The sequence below is a fragment of the Pseudoalteromonas sp. SR41-1 genome (assembly GCF_014164015.1).
GTDB lineage: Bacteria > Pseudomonadota > Gammaproteobacteria > Enterobacterales > Alteromonadaceae > Pseudoalteromonas > Pseudoalteromonas distincta.
The window spans coordinates 70,556-94,024 of the sequence record NZ_JACJEK010000010.1; the positions used below are offsets into that span (position 1 = coordinate 70,556).

At 38.5% G+C, this 23,469-nt stretch carries 25 protein-coding genes; 17 read left to right on the plus strand and 8 right to left on the minus strand.

Translation table 11 applies throughout. From position 1 onward, the window contains the following. Positions 1-2 precede the first annotated feature (2 nt). The 3 genes from H5118_RS10490 to H5118_RS10500 are packed head-to-tail and all read left to right on the plus strand — an operon-like array spanning position 3 to position 1,735. The gene (locus tag H5118_RS10490; protein ID WP_182692849.1) at positions 3-794 is read left to right on the plus strand and encodes a chemotaxis protein CheW; all 792 of its coding nucleotides are present in this window, start codon (positions 3-5) and stop codon (positions 792-794) included. Between the two features lie 24 nt (positions 795-818). Further along, positions 819-1,316, plus strand: a complete 498-nt coding sequence (locus H5118_RS10495) for a chemotaxis protein CheW (protein ID WP_002959294.1) — start codon at positions 819-821, stop codon at positions 1,314-1,316. Positions 1,317-1,333: 17 nt separating this feature from the next. Beyond that, the gene (locus tag H5118_RS10500; RefSeq protein WP_024595394.1) at positions 1,334-1,735 is read left to right on the plus strand and encodes a DUF2802 domain-containing protein; all 402 of its coding nucleotides are present in this window, start codon (positions 1,334-1,336) and stop codon (positions 1,733-1,735) included. 29 nt (positions 1,736-1,764) lie between these two features. On the opposite strand, the gene H5118_RS10505 is transcribed toward H5118_RS10500, so the two are convergent. Further along, positions 1,765-2,073, minus strand: a complete 309-nt coding sequence (locus H5118_RS10505) for an EscU/YscU/HrcU family type III secretion system export apparatus switch protein (RefSeq protein WP_138488715.1) — start codon at positions 2,071-2,073, stop codon at positions 1,765-1,767. A 2-nt stretch (positions 2,074-2,075) separates the two neighbouring features. Continuing rightward, on the minus strand, positions 2,076-4,529 hold the full coding sequence (locus H5118_RS10510; RefSeq protein ID WP_182748772.1) for a flagellar hook-length control protein FliK: 2,454 nt from the start codon (positions 4,527-4,529) through the stop codon (positions 2,076-2,078). Between the two features lie 103 nt (positions 4,530-4,632). Here H5118_RS10510 and ccmA point away from each other — a divergent pair, with 103 nt between their 5' ends. The 10 genes from ccmA to H5118_RS10560 are packed head-to-tail and all read left to right on the plus strand — an operon-like array spanning position 4,633 to position 12,353. Then, positions 4,633-5,253 (plus strand): cytochrome c biogenesis heme-transporting ATPase CcmA, encoded by a 621-nt coding sequence (ccmA, locus tag H5118_RS10515; protein WP_182748774.1) that lies wholly within the window; start codon positions 4,633-4,635, stop codon positions 5,251-5,253. Continuing rightward, complete coding sequence (gene ccmB, locus H5118_RS10520) at positions 5,253-5,939, plus strand: heme exporter protein CcmB (RefSeq protein ID WP_002959286.1); 687 nt, start codon at positions 5,253-5,255, stop codon at positions 5,937-5,939. Before ccmA ends, ccmB begins: the two co-directional genes overlap by 1 nt. Beyond that, positions 5,939-6,676 (plus strand): heme ABC transporter permease, encoded by a 738-nt coding sequence (locus H5118_RS10525; RefSeq protein ID WP_002959285.1) that lies wholly within the window; start codon positions 5,939-5,941, stop codon positions 6,674-6,676. The genes ccmB and H5118_RS10525 overlap by 1 nt, the downstream gene beginning before the upstream one ends. A gap of 2 nt (positions 6,677-6,678) precedes the next feature. Continuing rightward, positions 6,679-6,882: a heme exporter protein CcmD gene (gene ccmD / locus H5118_RS10530; RefSeq protein ID WP_002959284.1), complete on the plus strand. Its 204-nt coding sequence runs from the start codon at positions 6,679-6,681 to the stop codon at positions 6,880-6,882. Further along, the gene (gene ccmE / locus H5118_RS10535; protein WP_002959283.1) at positions 6,879-7,358 is read left to right on the plus strand and encodes a cytochrome c maturation protein CcmE; all 480 of its coding nucleotides are present in this window, start codon (positions 6,879-6,881) and stop codon (positions 7,356-7,358) included. Before ccmD ends, ccmE begins: the two co-directional genes overlap by 4 nt. A 2-nt stretch (positions 7,359-7,360) precedes the next feature. After that, entirely contained in the window at positions 7,361-9,331 is a 1,971-nt protein-coding gene (locus tag H5118_RS10540) for a heme lyase CcmF/NrfE family subunit (RefSeq protein WP_182748775.1), read from the plus strand. Further along, positions 9,328-9,897: a redoxin family protein gene (locus H5118_RS10545; RefSeq protein WP_024595354.1), complete on the plus strand. Its 570-nt coding sequence runs from the start codon at positions 9,328-9,330 to the stop codon at positions 9,895-9,897. Before H5118_RS10540 ends, H5118_RS10545 begins: the two co-directional genes overlap by 4 nt. Next, complete coding sequence (locus tag H5118_RS10550; RefSeq protein ID WP_002959280.1) at positions 9,897-10,358, plus strand: cytochrome c-type biogenesis protein; 462 nt, start codon at positions 9,897-9,899, stop codon at positions 10,356-10,358. Before H5118_RS10545 ends, H5118_RS10550 begins: the two co-directional genes overlap by 1 nt. Continuing rightward, a complete protein-coding gene (gene ccmI / locus H5118_RS10555) occupies positions 10,359-11,612 on the plus strand; it encodes a c-type cytochrome biogenesis protein CcmI (RefSeq protein ID WP_182748777.1) in 1,254 nt (417 codons plus the stop codon). It abuts the gene before it with no gap. Between the two features lie 9 nt (positions 11,613-11,621). Further along, a complete protein-coding gene (locus tag H5118_RS10560; RefSeq protein ID WP_182682688.1) occupies positions 11,622-12,353 on the plus strand; it encodes a VacJ family lipoprotein in 732 nt (243 codons plus the stop codon). Between the two features lie 147 nt (positions 12,354-12,500). Here the strand turns inward: H5118_RS10560 and H5118_RS10565 are convergent, their stop codons facing one another. Next, positions 12,501-13,727, minus strand: a complete 1,227-nt coding sequence (locus tag H5118_RS10565) for an EAL and HDOD domain-containing protein (protein WP_004335679.1) — start codon at positions 13,725-13,727, stop codon at positions 12,501-12,503. A 331-nt stretch (positions 13,728-14,058) separates the two neighbouring features. Here H5118_RS10565 and putP point away from each other — a divergent pair, with 331 nt between their 5' ends. Next, positions 14,059-15,537, plus strand: a complete 1,479-nt coding sequence (gene putP / locus H5118_RS10570; protein ID WP_149602304.1) for a sodium/proline symporter PutP — start codon at positions 14,059-14,061, stop codon at positions 15,535-15,537. Positions 15,538-15,809: 272 nt separating this feature from the next. On the opposite strand, the gene H5118_RS10575 is transcribed toward putP, so the two are convergent. Beyond that, on the minus strand, positions 15,810-16,127 hold the full coding sequence (locus H5118_RS10575) for a YebG family protein (protein WP_004335683.1): 318 nt from the start codon (positions 16,125-16,127) through the stop codon (positions 15,810-15,812). Positions 16,128-16,441: 314 nt separating this feature from the next. On the opposite strand from H5118_RS10575, the gene H5118_RS10580 reads away from it, so the two are divergent. Then, on the plus strand, positions 16,442-16,738 hold the full coding sequence (locus tag H5118_RS10580; protein WP_024595349.1) for a helix-hairpin-helix domain-containing protein: 297 nt from the start codon (positions 16,442-16,444) through the stop codon (positions 16,736-16,738). Between the two features lie 24 nt (positions 16,739-16,762). Here the strand turns inward: H5118_RS10580 and H5118_RS10585 are convergent, their stop codons facing one another. Together H5118_RS10585 and dsbB are read right to left on the minus strand one after the other, a co-directional pair. Continuing rightward, positions 16,763-17,065, minus strand: coding sequence for a DUF6170 family protein (locus H5118_RS10585; RefSeq protein WP_024595348.1), 303 nt, complete (start codon positions 17,063-17,065; stop codon positions 16,763-16,765). 1 nt (position 17,066) lies between these two features. After that, on the minus strand, positions 17,067-17,585 hold the full coding sequence (gene dsbB, locus H5118_RS10590) for a disulfide bond formation protein DsbB (RefSeq protein WP_024595347.1): 519 nt from the start codon (positions 17,583-17,585) through the stop codon (positions 17,067-17,069). A gap of 530 nt (positions 17,586-18,115) precedes the next feature. Here dsbB and fadR point away from each other — a divergent pair. Together fadR and H5118_RS10600 are read left to right on the plus strand one after the other, a co-directional pair. Further along, positions 18,116-18,829, plus strand: a complete 714-nt coding sequence (gene fadR, locus H5118_RS10595; RefSeq protein WP_004335692.1) for a fatty acid metabolism transcriptional regulator FadR — start codon at positions 18,116-18,118, stop codon at positions 18,827-18,829. A gap of 362 nt (positions 18,830-19,191) precedes the next feature. Next, on the plus strand, positions 19,192-19,797 hold the full coding sequence (locus H5118_RS10600) for a peroxiredoxin (RefSeq protein WP_007378637.1): 606 nt from the start codon (positions 19,192-19,194) through the stop codon (positions 19,795-19,797). Between the two features lie 88 nt (positions 19,798-19,885). On the opposite strand, the gene H5118_RS10605 is transcribed toward H5118_RS10600, so the two are convergent. Both H5118_RS10605 and smpB read right to left on the minus strand, forming a co-directional pair. Then, positions 19,886-22,477 carry a TonB-dependent receptor gene (locus H5118_RS10605; RefSeq protein ID WP_182748779.1) on the minus strand — a complete coding sequence of 864 codons (2,592 nt, stop codon included), beginning with the start codon at positions 22,475-22,477 and terminating at the stop codon, positions 19,886-19,888. Between the two features lie 426 nt (positions 22,478-22,903). After that, on the minus strand, positions 22,904-23,383 hold the full coding sequence (gene smpB, locus H5118_RS10610) for an SsrA-binding protein SmpB (RefSeq protein WP_004335699.1): 480 nt from the start codon (positions 23,381-23,383) through the stop codon (positions 22,904-22,906). Positions 23,384-23,469 lie beyond the last annotated feature (86 nt).

Consider the following 23,469-nt stretch of genomic DNA (forward strand, 5'->3'; position numbering starts at 1 on the left):
GAATGAGTAAGCAATTGTTTGCTAATGAAAAAGTAATGAAACAATACCTCGGGGCTTTGTTATGTGAAGATGAGCCTGTAGATAACCTTGAGCCAGTTGCAAAATTACTTGAGCAAATCCCAGATGATTCACAACAGCATATTCATTCAAAACCTATAGAACAATTAAAAGCAGCAGAGAGTACATTTGATAATGACTTGCTCAATGTTGAAATTGAGCCAATAGCTGAGCCAGCGTTTGAAACTGAAAAAGTTAATGAAGTGGTTGACGAGGAAGTAATAGCACCTGCAATTACTACTATAGAAAAGCCAGAGCTGGAGATTGTAACTACTAGCCAATCAGACTATTTTGATGGTGAATTTCAGGCATTGTTTTTTGAAGTTGCTGGCTTGACCTTGGCTGTGCCATTAAAAGCACTTGGTGGAATACATCAATTAGGTGAAGTAAATCATTTGTTTGGTAAGCCGAAATGGTTTAAAGGCGTTATGCTCAACAGAGAAGAAAAGCTTAATGTTGTTGATACTGCGCGTTGGGTTATGCCAGAAAAATATGATGATAAATTAGAGGCATCTTTAGATTATCAATATTTGATTACACTAGGTGATAGCCAGTGGGGTTTATTAGCTGAAAAGTTGATAAATAACATTACATTGAGTAAAGAAGATGTAAAATGGCGTACAAATAAAAGCAAGCGCCCATGGCTTGCTGGCGTTATAAAAGAAAAAATGTGTGCTTTGATAGACGTAGATAATTTAAATATATTATTAGAGAAAGGCTTAGATAGCCGTCAGTAGTAATGACCATTACGGGGTAATAGCATGAATCAAGATAAATTACTGTCAGCAAATAAAAACGCAGATAATAACGATGAAATTTTACAGTGGGTTACGTTTAAGCTAGAGGAAGAAACCTACGGCGTAAATGTAATGCAAGTACAAGAAATACTTCGTTATACAGAGATAGCTCCTGTACCAGGTGCACCTTCATATGTGATTGGTATTATTAACTTACGCGGCAACGTTGTTACCGTTATTGATACTCGCGCACGTTTTGGTTTGCTAGCTGCTGATGCAACTGACAACTCTCGCATCTTAATTATTGAAGCAGAAGAGCAAGTTATTGGTATTTTAGCCGACAGCGTATCGGAAGTGGTTTACTTGCGCAGCTCTGAAATCGACAGTGCGCCAAATGTTGGTACTGAAGAAAGCGCTAAGTTTATTCAAGGTGTTTGTAACCGCGATAATGAATTACTGATTTTGGTTGATTTAAATAAGTTACTCAGTGATGACGAATGGGATGAGTTAAGCGATATATAAGCTTTACCAAATAAATTATGGTGTTACTTAGTATAGCTATATCAGCGTTAGCGGTAGGACTTATATCGCTGGCGTTAATTATTGCATTAAAAAATAAACACGCGAATGAAATTAATGCTGTATCGCAGCAGCTTAAAGATAGCTCTGAGCAGACTCATATTTTGCGCAGTGAAATTTCGGAGATTAGAACCGGGCTCTTAAGTATTGGTAAGCGAGTGCTTGAAGTCGAACAACAAAACCAAGATTTAATGCAACAGCAAGCGGCGCAAAAATACGATGACCCTGATGCTAAAATTTACTCTCGTGCTGTAAAAATGGTTGAGTTAGGTGCAGACCTTGATGAAGTAATACGCGAGTGCGAACTACCACGAGCAGAAGCCGAATTACTATTTTCATTACATAAACAAAAAGGTGCTTAGCGCCTTTTTTTATGTGCGAATAAATTGGCTCAAGCTTTAATATTTAACTTACCTTGAAAATCCTGCCAACCTGGCGGAAATTGACCTCTTAATACATACGAAAACGCAATAAGCTCTGCAATAACATAATAAAGCTCTTTGGGAATTTCTTCTCCTAACTCTAAATGTGACAACGTTTTAGCAAGTGCTGCATCTTCGTGGATCATAATTCCTTTTAGTTTAGCCGCTGCTATTATTTCATCAGCTAATTCACCAAACCCTTTAACACTTACAGTGGGTGTGTTTCCAGCTTCGTACAAAAGCCCAATGGCTGATTTATTAATCGGTGTTTCACTCATAGCTAAACCTTAATATTAATAATTGCGTGAGATTTATAGAATGCCTGATTGTTGGCATCGCCTCTCTTTAAGTTGAGCTCGCCAACTTGTAAGCCATGTTTAGCTAGTTTTGATCTTAAATTATCTAAGTGAGGATGAGCAATTGCACTTACTTCTTGGCTCGAGGCTAATAGCTGGCAATCGAGTGCTTTATTCATTAACTCAGCAGTAATTTGTAGCTGCCCAAGTTGGGCATAATCAAAGTTTAATCTGACAAACCATACATTTTTATCTTCTAATTTACCGGCGCTTGGCTTTTTATACTGTCCAAGTGTTATTTCTGTTTGGGCTGCTTCTGGAGGTAATCTCATCGGTAATAAAAATTGTGCAAGCGGGTTTGTGTCTGGCTGTTGATTTGGTGTTGAGACACTTACTTGGGTAAGTGTGTTTTTAACGTGTACGATTTCGCTGGCCAAAGCTTGTACTTGAGCTTGTTGAAGCTGTTCAAGCATTTTTGCTCCCGTGTTACCCATTTTAAAAGTAGGTATAAGTACTTGTAAGAGAGCATCTAAGCCAGTTTGATTATTAAAACTGATAGGCGTTGCTGATTGGCTAATGAGAGGCGCAGCTAAAATACTCACAGCCACCTGTTCAAGCCCTTTAGTGAAACTACTTTGCAGCATATCACCCGCTAGTTGAGTGGGCTGTAAAGTAGCAAGTATCTCACGCTGTATGGTTGCAGGGTTTATGTTATTACTTGAAACCATACGGTTAAATGCCTGATTAATTAAGCGAGTTAAATCAGGGGTGTCTTTTGTTGCCTTATCTGTAATATCAGTAATTTGACTGCTTAAAAGTTGTTTATTGTAAGCCAGCCTATCTGTAGGGGTTGTGGCATCAGGAAGCTTTAATAATGTACTTAATAGTTTTGCTTCTATTGGTTGTAGCATTTGACTACGAGAGGGCGCATTAGATAACGGCTCAGTTAACAAGGTAATGCTTTTAGTGTTCACTGTGCTTGTGTTGTTTTGATTATTATCGTTTATTGCAAGCTGTGCTGAGGAGGTGGTAAGTCCCTTAGTGACTACTTCATTGGTAGGGTTAACCAAGGCGTTCGGTTTACTGTTTTCACTAGTAATAAGGGGTTTTAATTGGCTTGCTTTTAAATCACTTAGCTTAGCGCTCGCCACTTCACCTGGGGTAGTATTATTTGTTATTGGCGTGTAGGTTGTTGCTGTGTTTGCAGGTGTTTGCCAAACACTAACACTTCCTTTTACTAGTTGCGTTAATTGTACAATCGGCGGGAGCCTTGAAAAGTGCTCTGGCAAAATATTGCTCGTATTGTTATTTAACGCAGTACTCACACTTTGAGTAATGTTAACTCTATTTAGCGGTGTTTCACTCAGTTGTATAGCTAAAGACGTTTTTTGTTGCGCGGGCGAAGTTGATAGCTGCGTTAACTCAGATTTACTTATTGTAGCAAAAGGTTTATTTTCAAAATATTTAACCGCATCATTAATTCGCGTTTTTAAATCACTAAAACTATTTTGTAGCCACGATTTTATTGGACTATTTAGGGTCAATAATGGATTTACTTTAATATTACTCGCAGAAACGGCTACTTCAGGTGCATTGCTTTTTTGCGCTAAAAGTAACTCGTTAAATGGTTTTGAGAATGAGTTGTTAAGCGTTACTTTTATATTGTTTGTATCGGTTTTAATAAATAATTTATCTGCCTGGTTGACTAAATTTACTTTAATAGGTGTATTCGGTAGTTCGGCAAGTTGTTGATTAGTGATAGTTGTTGTAAATGAACCTGACTTTTGAGGATGAGTTAAAATAGCCAGTTTTGGTGTTACTTGAAGCTGTGCACTGGGTAACAAGGCCGCGAGTAAATTAGTAAGTTTAGTTTGGCTAAGTGGTTGCGAGTGAACCGTATCAGCAAAGCGGTTAATAATATTAATCTGCGCGCCTTTATTAGTCGTACTAACAACTACTTTTAAGGGCTGTTCAGTTGTAAGTAACTGGGCTACGTCTTTATTTATGGCAATACTTGCGTTGAGTTTATCAATAACTAACTTGGGAGAAGGGGATACAGCAACTTGTACATCCATTGGTTGGCTTTGTACCTCAGTGCCCGTGCTTACATAATTTAACAAGCGCTGCAATTGTACTGGCTGATTTAAAGTAAGGGTTGTACTGTTTGGCGAGATGTTGAGCTGCTTACCATCAGGGCTGATCTGTATGTTAGCACTGACTATTTTTTGCAGGTTTTGTGGTGCGCTTGTAGTGCCAAGCCTTAGTGTTTGCCAATGCTTATCAATAAATACATCAAGCGTAATCGAGTCTTTCGAAAATTGGATGTTTTTAGCCGCAAGTACCTCACTAGGTAACTGTGGTAACTCATTGGTCTGGCTGTGAGCAGATTGATTGATAACCAATGAGTTAGATAATGTTATTTGCGTTGGTGTATTCATTATTTTAAATCAAGTTTTTGTTAATCGATTATAAAGCAATATTCGTATTACCCTATCATTATGGTAGACTAACGCCTAATTTTTGGCAGAGAGAATCGTCATCTTGTTACACATTAAGTCCGTCACCTGCATCAAGCAAGATCGTTGTTTGTTTGCGGATCTTAATTTTAGCCTTAATAGCGGTCAAATCATGCAATTAGCGGGTCCTAATGGGGCTGGTAAAACATCGCTACTGCGTATTATTGCTGGCTTTTCTGTGCCTGATGAAGGGTCTATTCTGTTCCAAGATCAACCTATATCTAAGTACTATGAAGAGTATGCCAGAGAGCTGCTTTTTATAGGGCATAAAACAGGTGTAAGTACTCAGCTTAGTGCAGTTGAAAATGTTCGCCACTGGTTACAAATTAATGGCTACATAAATGAGCCTGATTTATATCCTATTTTAGCGCAACTTGGCCTTGTTGGACTTGAAGATGTACCCGTTAGAATGCTATCTGCTGGACAACAACGACGTGTAGCGCTTGTTAGGCTTTGGTTAAGTGATGCTAAATTATGGGTACTTGATGAGCCATTTACCGCGCTTGATAAAAGCGGTGTCGCCTTTTTACAGCAGCGTTTTACTGAACACTTACAAAGCGGTGGTGCCATTTTATTAACGACCCACCAAGACTTAACGACCCACTTTAGTAACTTACAAACGGTTACACTGGAGTATCGCCACTAATGACTCGTCAACACTCTTATTGGTTGCTATTTAGTGCGGTATTTACCAAAGATGTAAAACTTGCGTTTCGCCAGCGCGCCGAAATTGTAAATCCTATTTTATTCTTCTTAATTGTAATTTCATTATTTCCGTTAGCAATAGGGCCTGAGCCCGGTCTACTTGCGAGAATGGCGCCAGGTATTATTTGGGTTGCCGCATTACTCTCTACCATGTTGGGTTTAGATAAGTTGTTTAGGGATGATTTTAACGATGGCTCGTTGGAGCAGTTAATTGCATCCTCTTATCCATTATCGCTAACCGTACTTGCTAAAGTGGCTGCTCATTGGGTGGTGACAGGTTTACCGCTTGTATTAATGACTCCGCTATTTGCATTGTTGTTAAACCTAGAAAGTACGGCGTTAACAGCAACCGTTTTAACATTATTATTAGGCACACCATTATTGAGCTTTATTGGCGCAATAGGCGCAGGGCTTACTGTGGGGTTACAAAAAGGGGGTATTTTGATGAGTTTACTCGTACTGCCTTTGTATATTCCTGTTTTGATTTTTGCAACGTCGGCTATCGATACCAGTACAATGTCACTGGATTATAGTGGGCAGCTTGCCATCCTTGGTGCAATGTTACTTATTGCTATTATAAGCGCACCAATTGCCATATCGTCAGCTTTAAAAGTGAGTGTAAGTTAATGTGGAAGTGGTTACATCCCTATGCTAAAGCAGAGCGTGCATACCAGTTATGCAATACGTTACTGCCATATTTTGCCGTAGTTACCGTAGTTAGTATGATTGTTGGATGGGTATGGGGGCTTGGTTTTGCACCTGCCGATTACCAACAAAAAGACAGCTACCGTATCATCTTTATTCATGTGCCTTCTGCCATTTTATCTATGGGGGCTTACTCATCAATGGCGATTGCCGCTATCGTTGCACTTGTATGGCAGCTACGAAATGCCGAGCTTGCTGTTATTGCTATTGCGCCTGTTGGTGCATGTATTACTGCTATAGCGCTTATTACTGGCGCTGCATGGGGTAAACCTATGTGGGGTGCTTGGTGGGTATGGGATGCGCGTTTAACGTCTGAACTTATTTTATTATTTTTATATCTTGGCGTGCTTTCGCTTTACCATGCATTTGAAGATAAGAAGTCAGCAGGGCGTGCGGCTTCTATTTTAGCAATTGTTGGCGTAATTAATTTACCTATTATTCATTACTCTGTTGAGTGGTGGAATACGTTACACCAAGGTGCAAGCATTACAAAGCTAGATACAAAAGCAATAGATCCAAGTATGTTTTGGCCTCTTATGGTTAATATTTTAGCCTTTGCTGCTTTTGTTGGAACAGTGACTTTAATTCGTCTTAAAAATGAAATTTTGCAACGAGAAAAGCACCGACCGTGGGTTCGCTCGTTGTTAAATAAGGGGTAATTATGCAGTTTGACTCTTTTTCTGATTTTATTGCAATGGGAGGTTATGGATTTTATGTCTGGCTTTCTTTTGGTACATGCGCACTTATTTTACTCGGTATTTTAGTGAACTCTTTGAGAGACACCAAACGTATTATGGCTTCAGTGGAGCAACAAATAATACGTGAAGCGCGAATTAAAAAAGCTAAGCAGGAACAAATCTCATGAATCCAAGACGTAAAAAGCGACTATTGGTAATTATTGCCGTACTGTTTGGTATTGGTGGGTCAATTGGTTTAGTGCTTTATGCACTGCAAGAAAATATTAATCTTTTTTATACGCCAAGCGAATTAATTGATGGCAAAGGCCCTAACAAAGAAAAACCACATATAGGTCAAAAGTTACGTATTGGCGGCATGGTTGTGCCAGGCACGGTTGAGCGTAATGAACAAAGCTTACAAGTAAGCTTTAAGCTAATAGATACAGGTCCATTAGTGACTGTGCGTTATCAGGGCATATTGCCAGACTTGTTTCGTGAGGGGCAAGGCATTGTAGCGCAGGGCGTATTAGTCGAGCCTAATGTTATTGAAGCATTTGAAGTACTAGCAAAGCATGACGAAGAATATATGCCAGCAGAAGTTGCAGAGGCAGTTAAAGGTATTAAGCACGAAAAACCAAAATACAACTTAGATAGTGGTAATTAGCTATGATCCCAGAAATTGGTTATTTTTCTTTAACGCTTGCCATGGTGCTAAGCGTTTTACTGTGTATTTTTCCTCTTTGGGGCGCGCATACTGGTAATCTTCGGTTAATGCGTGCGGCTCCATCTTTAGCAATAGGCCAGTTTGCTTTTGTACTAATCTCTTTTGCTGCACTTATTTATGCAAGTTTAACAGACGACTTTACCGTATCTTACGTAGCGTATCATTCAAGTAGTACGCTGCCTTGGTACTATAAAATCACCTCTACGTGGGGCGGTCATGAAGGTGCTATTTTATTATGGTTAGTAATGCAAGCGGGTTGGACCGCTGCTGTAGCAGCGCGTTCTAAATCATTACCTTGGGTATTACGTGCTCGCGTACTGGGTGTACTTGGTTTTTTAGGTGTAGGTTTTATGATGTACACCTTACTGCTTTCAAGCCCGTTTGAGCGCCTACTTCCTTATTTTCCGGTAGAAGGGCGTGACTTGAATCCGCTGCTTCAAGATCCAGGTATGATTATTCATCCACCATTACTGTACATGGGTTATGTGGGGCTGTCGGTTGCTTTCTCTTTTGCTATAGCTGCATTGTTAACAGGTAAACTTGATAACACATGGGCTAAATGGTCACGCCCGTGGACGATGACTGCGTGGGGTTTCTTAGGTTTAGGTCTTACTATTGGTAGCTGGTGGGCGTATTCAGAACTAGGCTGGGGCGGCTGGTGGTTTTGGGATCCAGTAGAAAACGCAGCGCTTATGCCTTGGCTTGTTGCAACCGCATTACTGCATTCATTAAGTGTGACAGAAAAGCGCGGTATATTTAAATCATGGACCGTATTACTCGCAATTGCAGCATTCTCTTTAAGTTTGCTAGGTACGTTTATTGTACGCTCGGGTATTATTGTATCGGTACATGCGTTTGCTACAGACCCCGATAGAGGCTTATTTATACTCGCCTTTTTAGGCATCGTTGTCGGTGGTGGCTTGGCGTTATATGCAATGCGTGTGTCACAAGTTCACAGTGAAGGACGATACAAGCTGGTATCGCGCGAAGTGGCCTTATGGCTCAATAATATATTTTTAGTTGTTGCTACATTAATTGTTATGTTAGGTACATTGTTGCCAATGGTTCATAAAGAAATGGGCTTAGGTAGCATTTCTATTGGCGAACCGTTTTTTAATAAGATGTTTGCAATAATTTTAGTACCGTTTGCTATTTTGATGGGGATCGGACCACTTTTACGTTGGAAGCAAAACAAGTGGGCTTTCTTACAAAACAAAATATTAATGGGCGTATTAGCAAGTGTTGTGATTACCTGCGCTTGGTTATTCTCAAGTTACGATTTAGTAAAACCACTTACGTTATTAGCGACAACACTGGCGGTTTGGATTGCAATATCAACAGGGATTGATATTTACACCAAAGCAGCTGTGCACGGGAGCTTAAAAGAAGGCTTAAAACGCTTTACTGTAAGTTACTGGGCTATGGTACTTGGGCATATTGGTATTGCATTTATTATTGCGGGCGTAACACTTACCTCGGCTTATTCAGTAGAGCGTGATGTATCGATGAAACCGGGTGAAATAGCACAGCTTAATGAGTATGAATATCGCTTTGATGGCGTTAAAACTATTCGTGGGCCAAACTACAGCGGTCATGCGGGCGTTGTATCTGTGCTTAAAAATAATGAGCTAGTAACACGTTTACACGCCGAAAAACGTAAATATGACATTGGTATGCAGTTTATGACTGAGGCGGCAATAGATGCCGGTTTTAAACGTGATTTATATTTAGCATTAGGTGAGCAATTAAGTGGTGATGCATGGTCACTTCGCATTTATCATAAACCATTTGTACGCTGGATATGGATTGGTGGCGTGCTTATGTCATTTGCAGGTTTCATGATTTTGTTTGATAAACGTTACCGTACATCAGCTAAAATAGCCCGTAAAGATGTACCGGAGAGTGTTTTATGAATCGTAAAATTTTAGCTATTGCGCCGCTTTTAGTGTTTGCTTTTGTGTGTGTATTTTTATACCAAGGTCTTTTTGCCAACCCTCGTGAAATTCAAACAGGGCGGATAGGTCAAGAAATGCCAGCGTTTAATTTACCTGATTTAATGCAAGACAATAAGCAGTGGACCAACGAGTCGTTAAAAGGTGAAGTTTACTTATTAAATGTATGGGGTACGTGGTGCCCAACATGTTTAGTCGAACTTGGTTATTTAACTAAGTTACGTGAGCAAGGCGTTAAAATTATTGGACTATATTACGTACAAGGTTACGACTCTGATTTTGATGGCCCGTTTGATATGCAATCACTTCGCAGCGAAGTCACTGATATGCTGCAACGTGCAGGTGACCCTTACCAATTTAATATTTTAGATTTACACCGTACTTTGTCGTTGGATTTAGGCGTGTCGGGTGCGCCAGAAACTTTTTTAGTCGATAAAAACGGCACTATTTTGTTACATCACACCGGTGATATAAATCCGCGAGTATGGCGAGCTAAATTTGCGCCAATTATGCAGGAGCTTAAATAATGAAGTGGTTACTACTTACGCTTAGCCTTTTTGTAAGCATGGGTGCGTTTGCACAGCAAGATCGCTATCAATTTGATAACAACAAACAAGCAATATTGTTTGAAGAGTTAACCAAAGAGCTACGTTGCCCTAAGTGTCAAAATCAAAACATTGCGGACTCCGACGCTGTTGTTGCTAAAGACTTGCGCGATAAAGTACTCGTATTGGTTAAAGAAGGTAAAAGTAAAGACGAAGTGATTGATTATATGATTGACCGCTTTGGCTATTTTGTTCATTACGACCCACCTGTTACACCCGCTACTTTAGTGCTGTGGGTACTACCTGTGTTAATTGTAATTGTTGGCTTTGGTTTTATTGTTATTCGCCAACGAAAAGCATCAGTAAAACAAACATGGAGCAGCGACGATGAAATGCTGCTAGCGAAGCTAATTGAACAAAATAAACGTCAGGAGCAAAGCTAAATGATTTTAATGTGGGCGTGTTTTGCCTTACTCACACTGGTTGCTCTTAGCTTTGTTATGATACCTTTTTTAAAAAAAGAGCGTGTTCAAACGATTACTCATAACGCCAATGCTGAATTAATTAGTATTTATGAGCAGCGTTTAGTCGATTTGCAAATTGATTTAGATAATCAACGCATTGATAGCGTAAACCACGCAGAATCAATTGTTGAATTAAAACGTCGCTTATTGAACGAGCTATCACCAGAGAAATCACTTAACAGCAAAGGTAATAACCGTATTTTTGCTTTAACAGGCGGTGCATTTGTTCTTGCACTTACAGGGATTTTTTATAGTTTTACAGGCAGTCAGCAGCAAATTTCGGCTTGGCATGACGCAATGGATAATTTAGCTGATTATGGCGAGCGTGCTGTAATGCAAAAAGGTGAGCCGCTTAGTCAAAATGAGCTGCAGGCTTTTGCATTGGCGCTTCGTACTAAACTTAGCCGCTCTGGCGATGATGAAGTTGCTTGGATGCTACTTGGTCGAGTGGCTATGTCGCTTAATGAATTTGACATGGCGCAGCAGTCATTTGATAAAGCACTACGTATGAACCCTGATAATATGCAGGTTCTTATTAGTTACAGTCAGGTTTTATTACTTGAAGGTAGCGAAGCTAATATGACTCGCGCGGCAGGTATGCTTTCAAAAGTGCTAAACGTTGAGCCTACTAATTTAGATGCTATTTCGTTACTAGCGCTGATAGCGTATGAGCGTAAAGATTGGCCGCAAGCTAAAACTGCATTTGAAGTTTTATTGGCGAGCATGGAAAAAAATGATTCACGTTATAACATGATCTCCGAACGTATTGCTGATATTGAGCAACAAATGCAAAGTGAAGGCTCAGTTATGCCAGTTACTACTACAACGGGTGCTATTGCAGTTACAGTCGACATTGCAAAAGAGCTTATTGATAAACAGCCAAAAGACGGTATTTTGTTTATATTTGCAAAAGCTGCAACTGGCTCACCTATGCCATTGGCTGCTGTTAAGCTTACTAAATATTCATTTCCAATTACAGTTGAGTTGAGTGATAGTAGTGCAATGGTTGCAGGGCTTAACTTATCTAGTGCAGAAAATATTATTATTTCGGCGCGTATTTCTATCGATGACTCTGTTATGCCAAGCTCTGGTGAGCTAGAAGGTCATTCACAGGCGTTAAAGCGTGAAAGTGTAAGTGACTACCAACTTCAAATTGATACATTAATACCTTAAGGACGTTAGATGTTAAAACACAGTTTTACTTTTTTATGTTTATTGATACTAGCCGGCTGTGCTCAGGTACCTCAAAGCAAAGTAGATGACAGAGATCCGCTGCAAAGTATTAATCGTCCATTATATGACTTTAATATGGATGTACTGGATGCTTATTTATTGCGCCCAGTTGCTGTAGGTTATGTTGAAGTAACGCCTGTACCGGTAAGAAACGGTATTGTTAATTTTACAGGTAATATCACCGCACCTGTAGATATGATCAATGCGGGTTTGCAAGGTAAACCGGGTAATGCAAGTGTGAGCTTAGCACGTTTTTTAGTTAACTCTACTGTCGGTCTTTTTGGTATCTTTGATGTTGCAAGCTCACTAGGTCTTGAAATAGTCGATGAAGACTTTGGGCAAACGTTGGGTGTATGGGGCGTAGGTGATGGCGCCTATTTAATGCTACCAGGTATGGGGCCAACAACAGCACGTAACCTGACCGGTGATGTAGTCGACAACTTTGTATTACCTGAAGTTGCACTAACGACTCCACAAACTATTTTAGTATTTGTTTTAAAAGCAGTTGAGGCGCGTGCATCATTAATCCCACAAGAAGGGCTATTAAATGATTCACTTGATCCGTACTTATTTGTAAAAGATATTTACTTCCAGCGTCAAATTTATGAGCTGTACGATGGCAATCCACCAGTTAAAGAAGAGCCAGCTGATTTTGATGAAGACTTTTTAGAAAGTTTATAATTGAAGCCACTAATAAAAACGCCAGCTAAATGCTGGCGTTTTTATTTACTGTTTATATAGAATCTGAACTTTGGCTAGAGAAAAATAAACTTAGATATCATTATGATTCAATATATTAGTAAATGTTTTAACCAGAGTTCGGGTTACTTATTTTTCGTTAACTATTAACTGCATTTGCTCATTAACCCAAGTCAGTGCTTCATGATAGGCATCAGGAACTTTTTCACCTAGGTTTAGCTCTTTCGTTAATTCGTTTGCGGCTGACCAGTTAGCTTGTTCATAATACTTAACTAAGTTTAAATATTTTGCCAGCAAGCCTTCATCGTTTAATAACGCTGCTTTTATGTCATTCGAAAGTGGAAGCTTTTTCATAACGCTTTCCATACTCTCATCTAAAATAGCATCCATAAGAGACATCATACCGGTTAAAAATGCCATGCCGGTATCTTTAAATTGTCCATGGGATATAGCGAGTAACTCACCAAAACGAGCGCGCGTAAGCGATAGCCTAATTAGCTCTACAGGTTTATCTGCTGATACTTGTGCTGCAAATAATAATGATAATAGTTTTTTAATTTCGTTAGCGCCAAGCACTATAAGGGCTTGCTTAATGGTACTTATTTCAGCACGCCTTGCAAAGGCAGCAGAATTTGAATACCTAAGTAATTTGTAAGATAGGTTTACATCACGCTCAAACACATCAGTGATTTTTTTAAGATCCATATCAACGCTTGATGTTTCGTAAAGTAATTCAGCTAATGCCATTTCTGAAGGCGGTAGAGCCTTACTTTGTACCATTTCCGGTTTGGAGAAGAAAAATCCTTGGAAATAATCAAAACCAAGCTCTAGAGCTTGTTGGTAAATTTCATAGGTTTCTACTTTTTCGGCAAGTAACTTAATATGCGAGTGCAGTTTTAAATCATTAAGAACCGTTTTTATTGTATCTATATCAGATGCTAAAAAGTCTATTTTAATAATATCAATAAATGGATAAAAGTGGCGCCAAACAGGCTGATGAATATAGTCATCAAGAGCAATAGTGTAACCTTTATCTTTTAGATCTTTCACTATGGCTAATAATCGCTTCCCAGGTTGCACAGTTTCAAGGATTTCTACAACTACAGTATCTTTGCCCAGTAGTGTTGGGTAGCCCTTTGATAGCGTTTCTAGGGTGAAATTTATATAGGCGGGTTTATTGTCGGTTAAATCTTCTAAGCCGAAATTAAACTGACTACCTTCAATTAGTCGTGTAGTTGCCTCGTCACCGTCTATATCGGGAAATACGTTATCAACGCCATCGCGAAATAAAAGTTCATATCCGATGAGCTTTTTATCTCTGTCTAAAATAGGTTGGCGTGCAGCGTAAAAATACATAAACAGTTCCGTAAGAGTAATCTAATTAGTTATTGTAATAATATATGGCAAAAGACTCAAAATAGCATTACGTATATTTGCTAGATTAATAAATTATCATTAAAAATTAAGGTCTTTCTAGTATTTAATTTATTATATTTCACCAATTCGCTTTAAAATTATTCAACATGAGTATTTTTGTATCAGGTGAGGGCAACAAGTTGGAGATTTTATTATCAAGCATGATATAGTCAGCGAGAATGGTTTTTACCCCAATAGTGTCTTAACTATAAAATTTTAAGAGTCATTATTTGGATTAAAGCCTATTATTAATAATTATGCGGAGGCTAATTTGGAAACAGGAATGATTATTTCACTAGCATTATATTTTATTGTAATGTTAGGTATCGGACTATATGCATATAAGCAATCTACTGACGATGTATCTGGTTACATGTTAGGTGGACGAAATCTATCTCCAAGTGTAGCTGCACTGTCTGCAGGTGCATCTGATATGAGTGGCTGGATTTTAATGGGCCTACCTGGTGCGATGTTTGTTACTGGTTTTAGTAGTACATGGATAGCAATTGGCTTGGTGATTGGTGCTTGGTTAAACTATCTGTTAGTTGCACCGAGATTACGTGTTTACACTGAAAAAGCAAATGACTCTATAACCATCCCAGACTACTTTTCAAATCGCTTCAATGATAAATCCAACCTATTACGTGTTGTATCAGCTGTGGTAATTATTGTTTTCTTTACTCTTTATACTTCATCTGGTGTTGTCGCTGGTGGTAAATTGTTTGAAAGCTCATTTGGTTTAACTTATGAAATGGGTTTATACATTACAACGGGCGTAGTTGTTTTATATACCTTGTTTGGTGGTTTTTTAGCTGTAAGCTTAACTGACTTTGTGCAAGGTTGTATTATGTTCATTGCACTTATTCTAGTACCAACGGTTGCATACTCTTTGCTTGAACAACCTTTAGAATCAACTTTACATAGCGTAAATCCAGATATGCTTAACTGGATTGGTGCAGGTTCTGCATTAGGTATTATTTCTGCAATGGCTTGGGGTTTAGGTTATTTTGGCCAACCACATATCATTGTTCGTTTTATGTCGGTACGTAGTGTTAAAGATATGCCTAAAGCACGCCGTATTGGTATGACATGGATGATTGTTGCTGCCATTGGTGCTGTTGGTACTGGTATATTTGGTGCAGCTTATACTTATGAGAACAACATTGTAGTTGAAGACCCTGAAACAATTTTCTTAATTCTTTCTGAGTTGCTGTTCCACCCACTTATTGCTGGCTTTTTACTTGCTGCAATTTTGGCTGCGATTATGAGTACTATCTCATCTCAATTATTGGTTAGTTCAAGTTCATTAACAGAAGATTTCTATAAAACATTCTTACGTAAAGATGCCAGTGATAAAGAGCTAGTTGCTGTTGGCCGTATAAGTGTTGCCGTAGTTGCTATGTTCGCTATTTATTTAGCTTACGACAGAGATAGCTCTATTTTAGACCTAGTAAGTAATGCGTGGGCTGGCTTTGGTGCTGCGTTTGGACCACTTGTATTGTTTAGCCTTTATTGGAAACGCATGAACTTTGCTGGTGCGTTAGCTGGTATGTTAGTAGGCGCATTTACTGTGCTAATTTGGATATATGGACCATTTACTATCAATGGTGAAAGCTTAAGTAGCTTTATGTACGAAATAGTACCGGGCTTTATTTTAGCGAGTATTGCAATTGTTGTTGTTAGCTTAGTAACAAAAGAGCCTGAGCAAAACATCACTGCTTTATTTGATGAAGTAGAAAAAGAGCTTTAATTAGCAATTACTACTTATTTTAAAGTGAGTAGTAATTAATACCAATCCGCAATAATACTTAATCATTTTGCGGGGCTAAACGTGTTGCTACCGGCGTTAAAAAATTCTCATTTAGTACAACTAAATATCGAATTTTTGCCTAGCTATCAACACGTTTTTCCACCCTAAAGAGATCATTTAATTAAGTGAATTAGTATAATAAAAAAGGGAGCAACTTAGTTGCTCCCTTTTTTATTTAGTTTGTCCCGTTCGAGGAGGGAACACTCTATGAATTAACTTACTTTTTTATCGTTGTTATCTTCAATTGATGCAACGTTATCTGACTTTTTACTTTTTGCTGGCGCTTTGGTAACAGCTGGATCTTTGCCACCTTTTAATATGGTCATAAAATCATCTTTGCTTTTCGCTATTTCTAAAGCAAGTGATTCAATTTGTTGCTCACTAAGCGGTACGTCTACCTTTTCTAGCATCAGCTCAAGTGATTCTGCTATATCGAGCATCTTGTCATAAGCATCAGCTTCTTTTTTGGTAGTAAACGTCATACGCTCGACTCCGTTTCGTTCTACAACATATTTAACAACAACAGCCATGATTTCTCCTGCAAAATTGCTTGGCACCGTGGTTTTTAAAAAACCATTAGATTACTGTTTTTATGTACAGTAATGGTTTGTAAGTAAATTTGCAAGCGCGAAGTATTAATTTTTAGGTGTCTTAAATTTGACAAAAAACGGTAACTTTACTTTAGTTAAGCAATCACTTTGTTGTACCAGCTGCATTTTCAGGATTTCGGATCATAGTGATAATGCGTTTAGGTACACTTTAAGTGATGAACTTTACAGTTCCTTATTTATTGATTTCCTGAGCAATACTCAAAATTAAGAAAAGAAGAATAAGGACAAGTTTAATGAAAACGTTAAAAAATTTACTCATCATAAGTTTATTATGTTTACTACCCGCGACTACCGCGTATGCACAATTATCAGAAGTAACTAAGCAAATGCCTCAAGCTGAGACAATTAGTATAAATAATGCTGATGCAGAGATGCTTGCTAAGTTACCTGGTATAGGTAAGAAAAAAGCGCAGGCAATTGTGGATTATCGTGAAGAAAATGGCGAATTTAAAAGCGTTAGTGATTTATCGCAAGTTAAAGGGATTGGCAAAAAGCTTTTAGCTAAATTAGAGGGGAAACTTACACTTTAATATTTCTAAATAGTAATCAGGGTGCTAGGCGCCCTGATTAAATTGTTTTAGTGCATCGCTTAAGTGCTTTTTAGCAAAGTTAATCTCAATAGGTGTAGTTAATAGTGGATAGCACAATCCGCCAAGTATCAAAAATGGTATTAATATCCAACCTTTAAATACAGTGAATATTAAAAATAGTGGGCTAAGTAATAGCAGTTTTATAATACGCAATAGAACTTTATCAGTTGGCGATAGCTGACTTAATGCAAGCGCAATTACGTCTTGACGCTGGCGTACTTTTAAATGCTTAAGCTGGTCTAATTGGCTTGAAAAAAATGTAAACATATCAAATCGACTTTTTAATTGATAAACGGGCAATAATTATAATAAATAGCGTTAGTGAGAAAATCCCAAATATCACTTCCATCCAAGCAGGCATGCTCATGCCAACAAACTGCCAATCTATATTTCCACAATCCCCGGTAGCTTGAAAAAAGCTAGGTATCCATTCATGTAGTGGCATAAATGATGGGAAATTTGGTTCAAACTCGCAGCTAAATGCAAAAGGGTCTGTGGTGGTCTGCATATCAATATGTTCGCGAGCAATTAAGTATCCCCAAACACTCGATATTCCCCAAATAACATACGCTATCATACGCACAGTTTTACTTTGTGGTTTACTTGAGCCTACAATCCCTGCGCCTAATAACCCCAATACTGCAGTGCGTTGATATATACACATTATGCAAGGCGCTAACCCCATTTTGTATTGAAAGAAAAGAGCGGTAACTTCAAGTAAAAAAACGATAGCTGTAAATAAAAGCCACGGGGTTCGTTGGGTAGGTAATTGTGCAAGCCAGTTCATAAAAATTCCGCGTTTTAATAGGACGTTAGATTATGACGTAGGATAAAGTATGCAGCAACAAAAAGGAAAAAAAAGCTACCGAAGTCGCTTTTTATAAGATGAAATTAATGACTACTCAATTCAGCCTTAGCAAAGGTTAAATGACGTTCTATTATTTTCCCATCGATACATAAGCTCAGTTATATTGCTTACTTATACTAAGGTGATGCATCATCTAAAGAGTTTTTTATGGTTGCACTTTTTTGTACTTTTTCTTATGGCAAGTGCGGGATAAGTTAATTAAGCTCAGGCGCTGCGTAAATAAAAATATCTCCATAATAACAATGTACCTACAATGAATATTACTCTAGATATTCATGCATTGTAGCTAAATTAGAGAAACCCAAATTTAATTATTTATTAATTTTAAATTTCTACCCATTTGCTTTATTAATATATATTACTTTACTTGTTAGTTGTGCTTCGTCTGGTACAATCAGTCAGTTATTCGTGTAAAACGATGAGTGTTGATTAATTCGAGTGGGAACTGGATGAGAATTTTTAAAGCGAAAAGCCCAGCAGGATTTGCTGAAGAATATATAGTTGAGTCCATTTGGAACGGCGATTTCCCTCCAGGTTCAATTTTACCTGCCGAGCGAGAACTTTCAGAGTTAATTGGTGTTACAAGAACAACCTTGAGAGAAGTATTACAGCGTTTAGCACGTGATGGTTGGCTAACAATTCAGCATGGTAAACCTACAAAAGTAAATAACTTTTGGGAAACGTCTGGCTTAAATATTCTTGAAACATTAGCGCGCTTAGATGAAGACAAGATGCCAGAGCTGACAGATCAGCTTTTATCTGCACGTACTAATATTAGTGCTATTTATACACGTGCTGCAATTAAGTTAAATCCTGAACGCGTGATTGAAATTTTATCACAAAGCCATGAGCTAGAAGACACCGCTCAAGCATTTGCTGACTATGATTATAAAGTGCATCACGAATTAGCCGTTGCGGGTAATAACCGTATTTATGTATTAATACTTAATGGTTTTAGAGGCTTTTATTCAAAGATTGGTTGTCATTACTTCTCTGATGCCGGAACTCGTGAACTTGCTCGTCAGTTTTATAAAGATTTAACCATTTTGGCAGAAAATAAAGAGCATGATGGTGCTATTTCGATGATGCGTAAATACGGTCATCAAACAGGTGAGATTTGGCAAAAAATCCGTGGTGATATGCCCTCAGATATAATGGACTAAGTCTAAGCGAGAAACCTGCATTTGCAGGTTTTTTTATATCTGTAAAATTTAGCGCCACTGTATATGAAATTCTAAAAAGTTTAATGTATAAACCACTTCGATATTTTTAAAATTTCCACTTAGTTACAACGCAACTTACCCTTTAAAATAGACCTATTATTTAAGCATATTAGTGCAAGTTGCAAGTGTTCGTTATTTTCGATTGCTCACATCGTTAAATGCGATTGTTCTTTTGCAGTGAATAACTTTAGAATGCCAATTAATTATATGTATGCGCTATTGGTTTTTAATTTTTAGCGCCCATATAAGTACCAGCATTGCGAAAGCAATTGAAAACAAACTCAAAATATTTGGAGAATAAAATGGGTGTATTAGTAGGCCGCCAGGCACCAGACTTTACCGCTGCAGCTGTTCTTGGTAACGGTGAAATTGTAGATAGCTATAACCTTCATGAAACAATTAAAGGTAAAAAAGCAGTTATCTTCTTTTACCCACTAGATTTCACGTTTGTATGTCCTTCTGAACTTATTGCATTTGATAAGCGTTTTGAAGAGTTTCAAAAGCGTGGCGTAGAAGTAATTGGTGTTTCTATCGATTCACAATTCTCACATAACGCATGGCGTAACACTGCTGTAGCAGACGGCGGTATTGGTAAAGTTCAATACGCACTAGTTGCAGACGTTAAACACGAAATTTGTAAAGCATACGACGTTGAGCATCCAGAAGCGGGTGTTGCGTTCCGTGGTTCTTTCTTAATTGATGAAGAAGGTAACGTACGTCACCAAGTAGTGAACGATTTACCACTAGGTCGTAACATAGACGAAATGCTTCGCATGGTTGACGCGCTAGCGTTCCATACTGAGCACGGTGAAGTATGTCCTGCTGGTTGGACTGAAGGTAAAAAAGGTATGGACGCAAGCCCTGAAGGCGTTGCTAAGTTCTTATCTGAAAACGAAGGCGAGCTATAATTTAGCCCTTAGTTTTAAATAAAAAAAACCGCCAATTGGCGGTTTTTTTATTTGTAGCGTTAGCTCACTTTAAAATAAGCTCGCAAAGTTAAAACGAGAAGCTAACTTTAGTATAGAAGTATCGGCCTCTAGGATTGTGTACACCTGAAGCATAACCGTATAGATCAGCGTCGCCATCACCAATTGCAAATGGTGGCTCTTCATCAAATAAGTTATTTACACCTAGCGATACTTTAGTTGAGTCAGTAACACGATAAGATGTTTGTAAATCTACCAATGTTTGCGAATCAACCATACGTGATGTATTGCTATCAAAGTCTAAATTACCGTCAAAATCAATATCTGGGGTATCTTCAAACTCACCTACATAACTGATGTTTACGTTTGTATTAAACTCGCCAATTTCCCAGTTTGTAGAGAAAATCCAGCGGTGCTCTGGATAGCCATACTCACCGGTGTAATCGCGGCCATCTTTTTCAAATTTATCTTGGTATGCCCATTCTAAATTAAATTTCAATAAACCTAAGTCATCAAGTGAGTGATTGTAGTTAGCTGAAACATCGACCCCAGATACTTCTTGCGAAGAAACGTTTTCAAATGTGCTGTAAATTTTTTGAATTGTTCCTAAGCTATCGCCACCTGTAGGTGTTAAGCGCACACATACAGTACTATCTTGGTTATTACACTCAGAGTTATAAATTGGACCAAACTCTTGCTCATCAATTTTGTTATCTTGAGTGATGCTCCACACATCGACACTTAAACCAAACTCAGCAGAAGGCGCCCAAATAAAGCCGATATTCCATGATTCTGATTCTTCAGCTTCAAGGTCAGGGTTACCAGCAAATTCAATGTTGTAATCAAGTGCATCACAATCAAGGCCCGTTGCTTCACATCGGTATGTATCTACAAAGAATTGGCTTTCTTGAGATGGACCTAAACCAACTTGTGCCAAAGAAGGCGCTCTAAAGCCTTGTGCCCAAGAGCCACGCACTGTGATTTCATCAGTAGGCGCCCAGCGAAGAGCTACTTTAGGGTTTGTTGTTGTACCGAAGTCACTGTAGTCATCGTAACGGCCAGCAAGTTGTAGCTCTAAATTATCAGCAAGAGGGATAGAAAACTCGACATAGGCTGCGTATTGTTCACGATCTGCAGATGCAGATACAGACTCTGTGCCAAATATTAAACCACGTTGAAATTGATCATCTGGAATGTCATTAACGTCTTCTTCACGGTACTCAATACCTGCAGCCATCATTACTACATCATCGCCAAAACTAAATGCTTCACCTGTAATGTTTGCATCAAAGGAAGTCATGTGAGACTCACCACGACGCACTAAGCTTGTTGTAATACGATCAATTACAGCAGGGGCGTTGTATGTGCCACCAAATGGATTGTAGTTTCCTGCATCAATTTCTTGTTGTAAGAAATCAGTACGCACCCAACCTTGTGTTCTATCACCTGTTTGCAAAGATTTACTTCGGCCTTTTTGTACAGCAGTTTCCCAGCTCCAGTCATTAAACTCACCTCTAAGCCCTGCAACAAAGCGAAGAGTATCTGATTCAATATCCCATTGGCGTGCGCCAGCATCAACTGTACGGTAACGACCAATTTGAATGTCTTCACCAAATGGATTGTTAGGGTGGCTAGCTGGGACAGTTAAGCCTGCATCTTCATCAAGTGGAGTAGGGGCTCCGGCCGCAACAGACGTATTGTGCTGTACTGCCATTTCTAAAAAGCCCGTAATGCCATTATCAAAGTTATATTCAAATTGAGAAATAGCACCCACGCGTTCAGACGCTGGTGCGATATAACCGTAGGGGCCGTAATCAAATAAACAACTGCCGCTTGAAGTTGCATTTTCAGCAGGACAAGCCGGATCAATTGTTTTAACACCGTCTACATAAAAATATCCAGGGAAGCCACGAGATGAGCGAAAATCTTCACCACCATAAGGTGATTGATTTGCTGTACCTAAGCTGCCCATTTCATCAGAAGAAAGAGATGTATTTTTAAAGTAATCGATAATAACTGACGCGCTACTTTTCTCGCTAGTAGTACCCCATACTAAACTTGCTGTTGTTTCTTCATAATTGGGACCATCAGTACCACCGTAGCCCAAATTAACTTCAACACCGTCAATGTCTTTTTTCAAGATTACGTTTACCACACCCGCCACTGCGTCTGAGCCGTAGATAGCTGAAGCACCATCTTTTAGTATATCGATTCGCTCAATGGTAGAAACTGGGATACTGTTAATATCTACAAATGAGTTTGTGATACCTTCGGCAAATGCACTAATAGATACACGACGGCCATTGATTAGTACGAGCGTAGCATCAGCACCTAAGCCACGTAAACTAACAGCAGCAGACCCATTTGCAGTTGAGTCTTGGTTGTTACCACGTGTTGAGAAAGTACCGCTACCCGCGACAGGCATTCTTTCGAGGAGTTGTTGTAGGTTGTCATAACCCATGTTCTCAATATCAGCTCTTGCGATTGATTGAACCGGAGAAGGTCCTTCGATATCTGAACGTTTGATTCGTGAGCCAGTTACTTCAATGCGCTCTACTTTTTTAGCTTCTTCAGCAGCGTAAGTTGTTGTTGTAAAACCTGCTGAAAGTGCGATTGTAGCACCTGCAATTAAGCTAGGTGTAAATGCAGTTGATTGCTTCATCCTTAAGTCCTTGTTGATATGTTATAAATTTAGTTGCTCTATACCAATCCTTTTTAAATTGTTAAATAAATCCCATATTTAAGCGGATTGATATAACAAGCGACGACATTAATATCATGTAACTTAAGTGTTAGCAATTAGACTGAAATGTGATTTTAGTATGGTTTTTTGTGTGTTTTTGGATGATTTTAAAACAGATGTTGTGCGCTGAAGAAGGTTGAAATAGGCGCATATGCTTTATTTTGGAAATAACAAATACAGCCTAAATGCGAGTAATAATTAAATTAATTAATTCACAATAAAATTGTAATAAATTATTTACATGTATATTCTGAATGAATAGTAATCTTGGTGTATATTAATAAAACAAATAATAGTTGGTTTTTTAATAAAAAAAACGCCTAACTTGTTAGTTAGGCGCTGTGCTTATACTTTGTGTTTCATTAAACGTTCTTTTTCGCGAGACCAATCTTTATTTTTCCCGTCGTCACGTTTATCGTGCAACTTTTTACCTTTTGCTAGATGAAATTCAAGTTTTACCCAACATTTTTTCCAGTACATAGCTGTAGCTATTAATGAATAGCCATCTCGCTCTGTTGCACCGAGTAGACGGTCAAGTTCGCGTCTGCTTAATAGTAACTTACGATAACGCAACGGATCGCAAATTACATGGGTTGATGCACTATTAAGTGGCTGGATTTGCGCGCCAAGCAAAAATGCTTCGCCATTTTTAAGATGAATATAAGTTTCGGTGATGTTTACCTTACCTGCTCGGATACTTTTTACTTCCCAGCCTTGTAGTTCAACACCTGCTTCAAACTTATCGTGTAAAAAATACTCATGTCGCGCTTTTTTGTTTAGCGCGATGGTATTACTTGTCGATTTTGATGAATTTTTCTTAGCCATAGTGCCCTATAATATACGTAATGTGAGATGTTTTACATCGATTTTTTAATAATGCTTTTAAAAATTAAGCTTTAATTTAAGCAGCA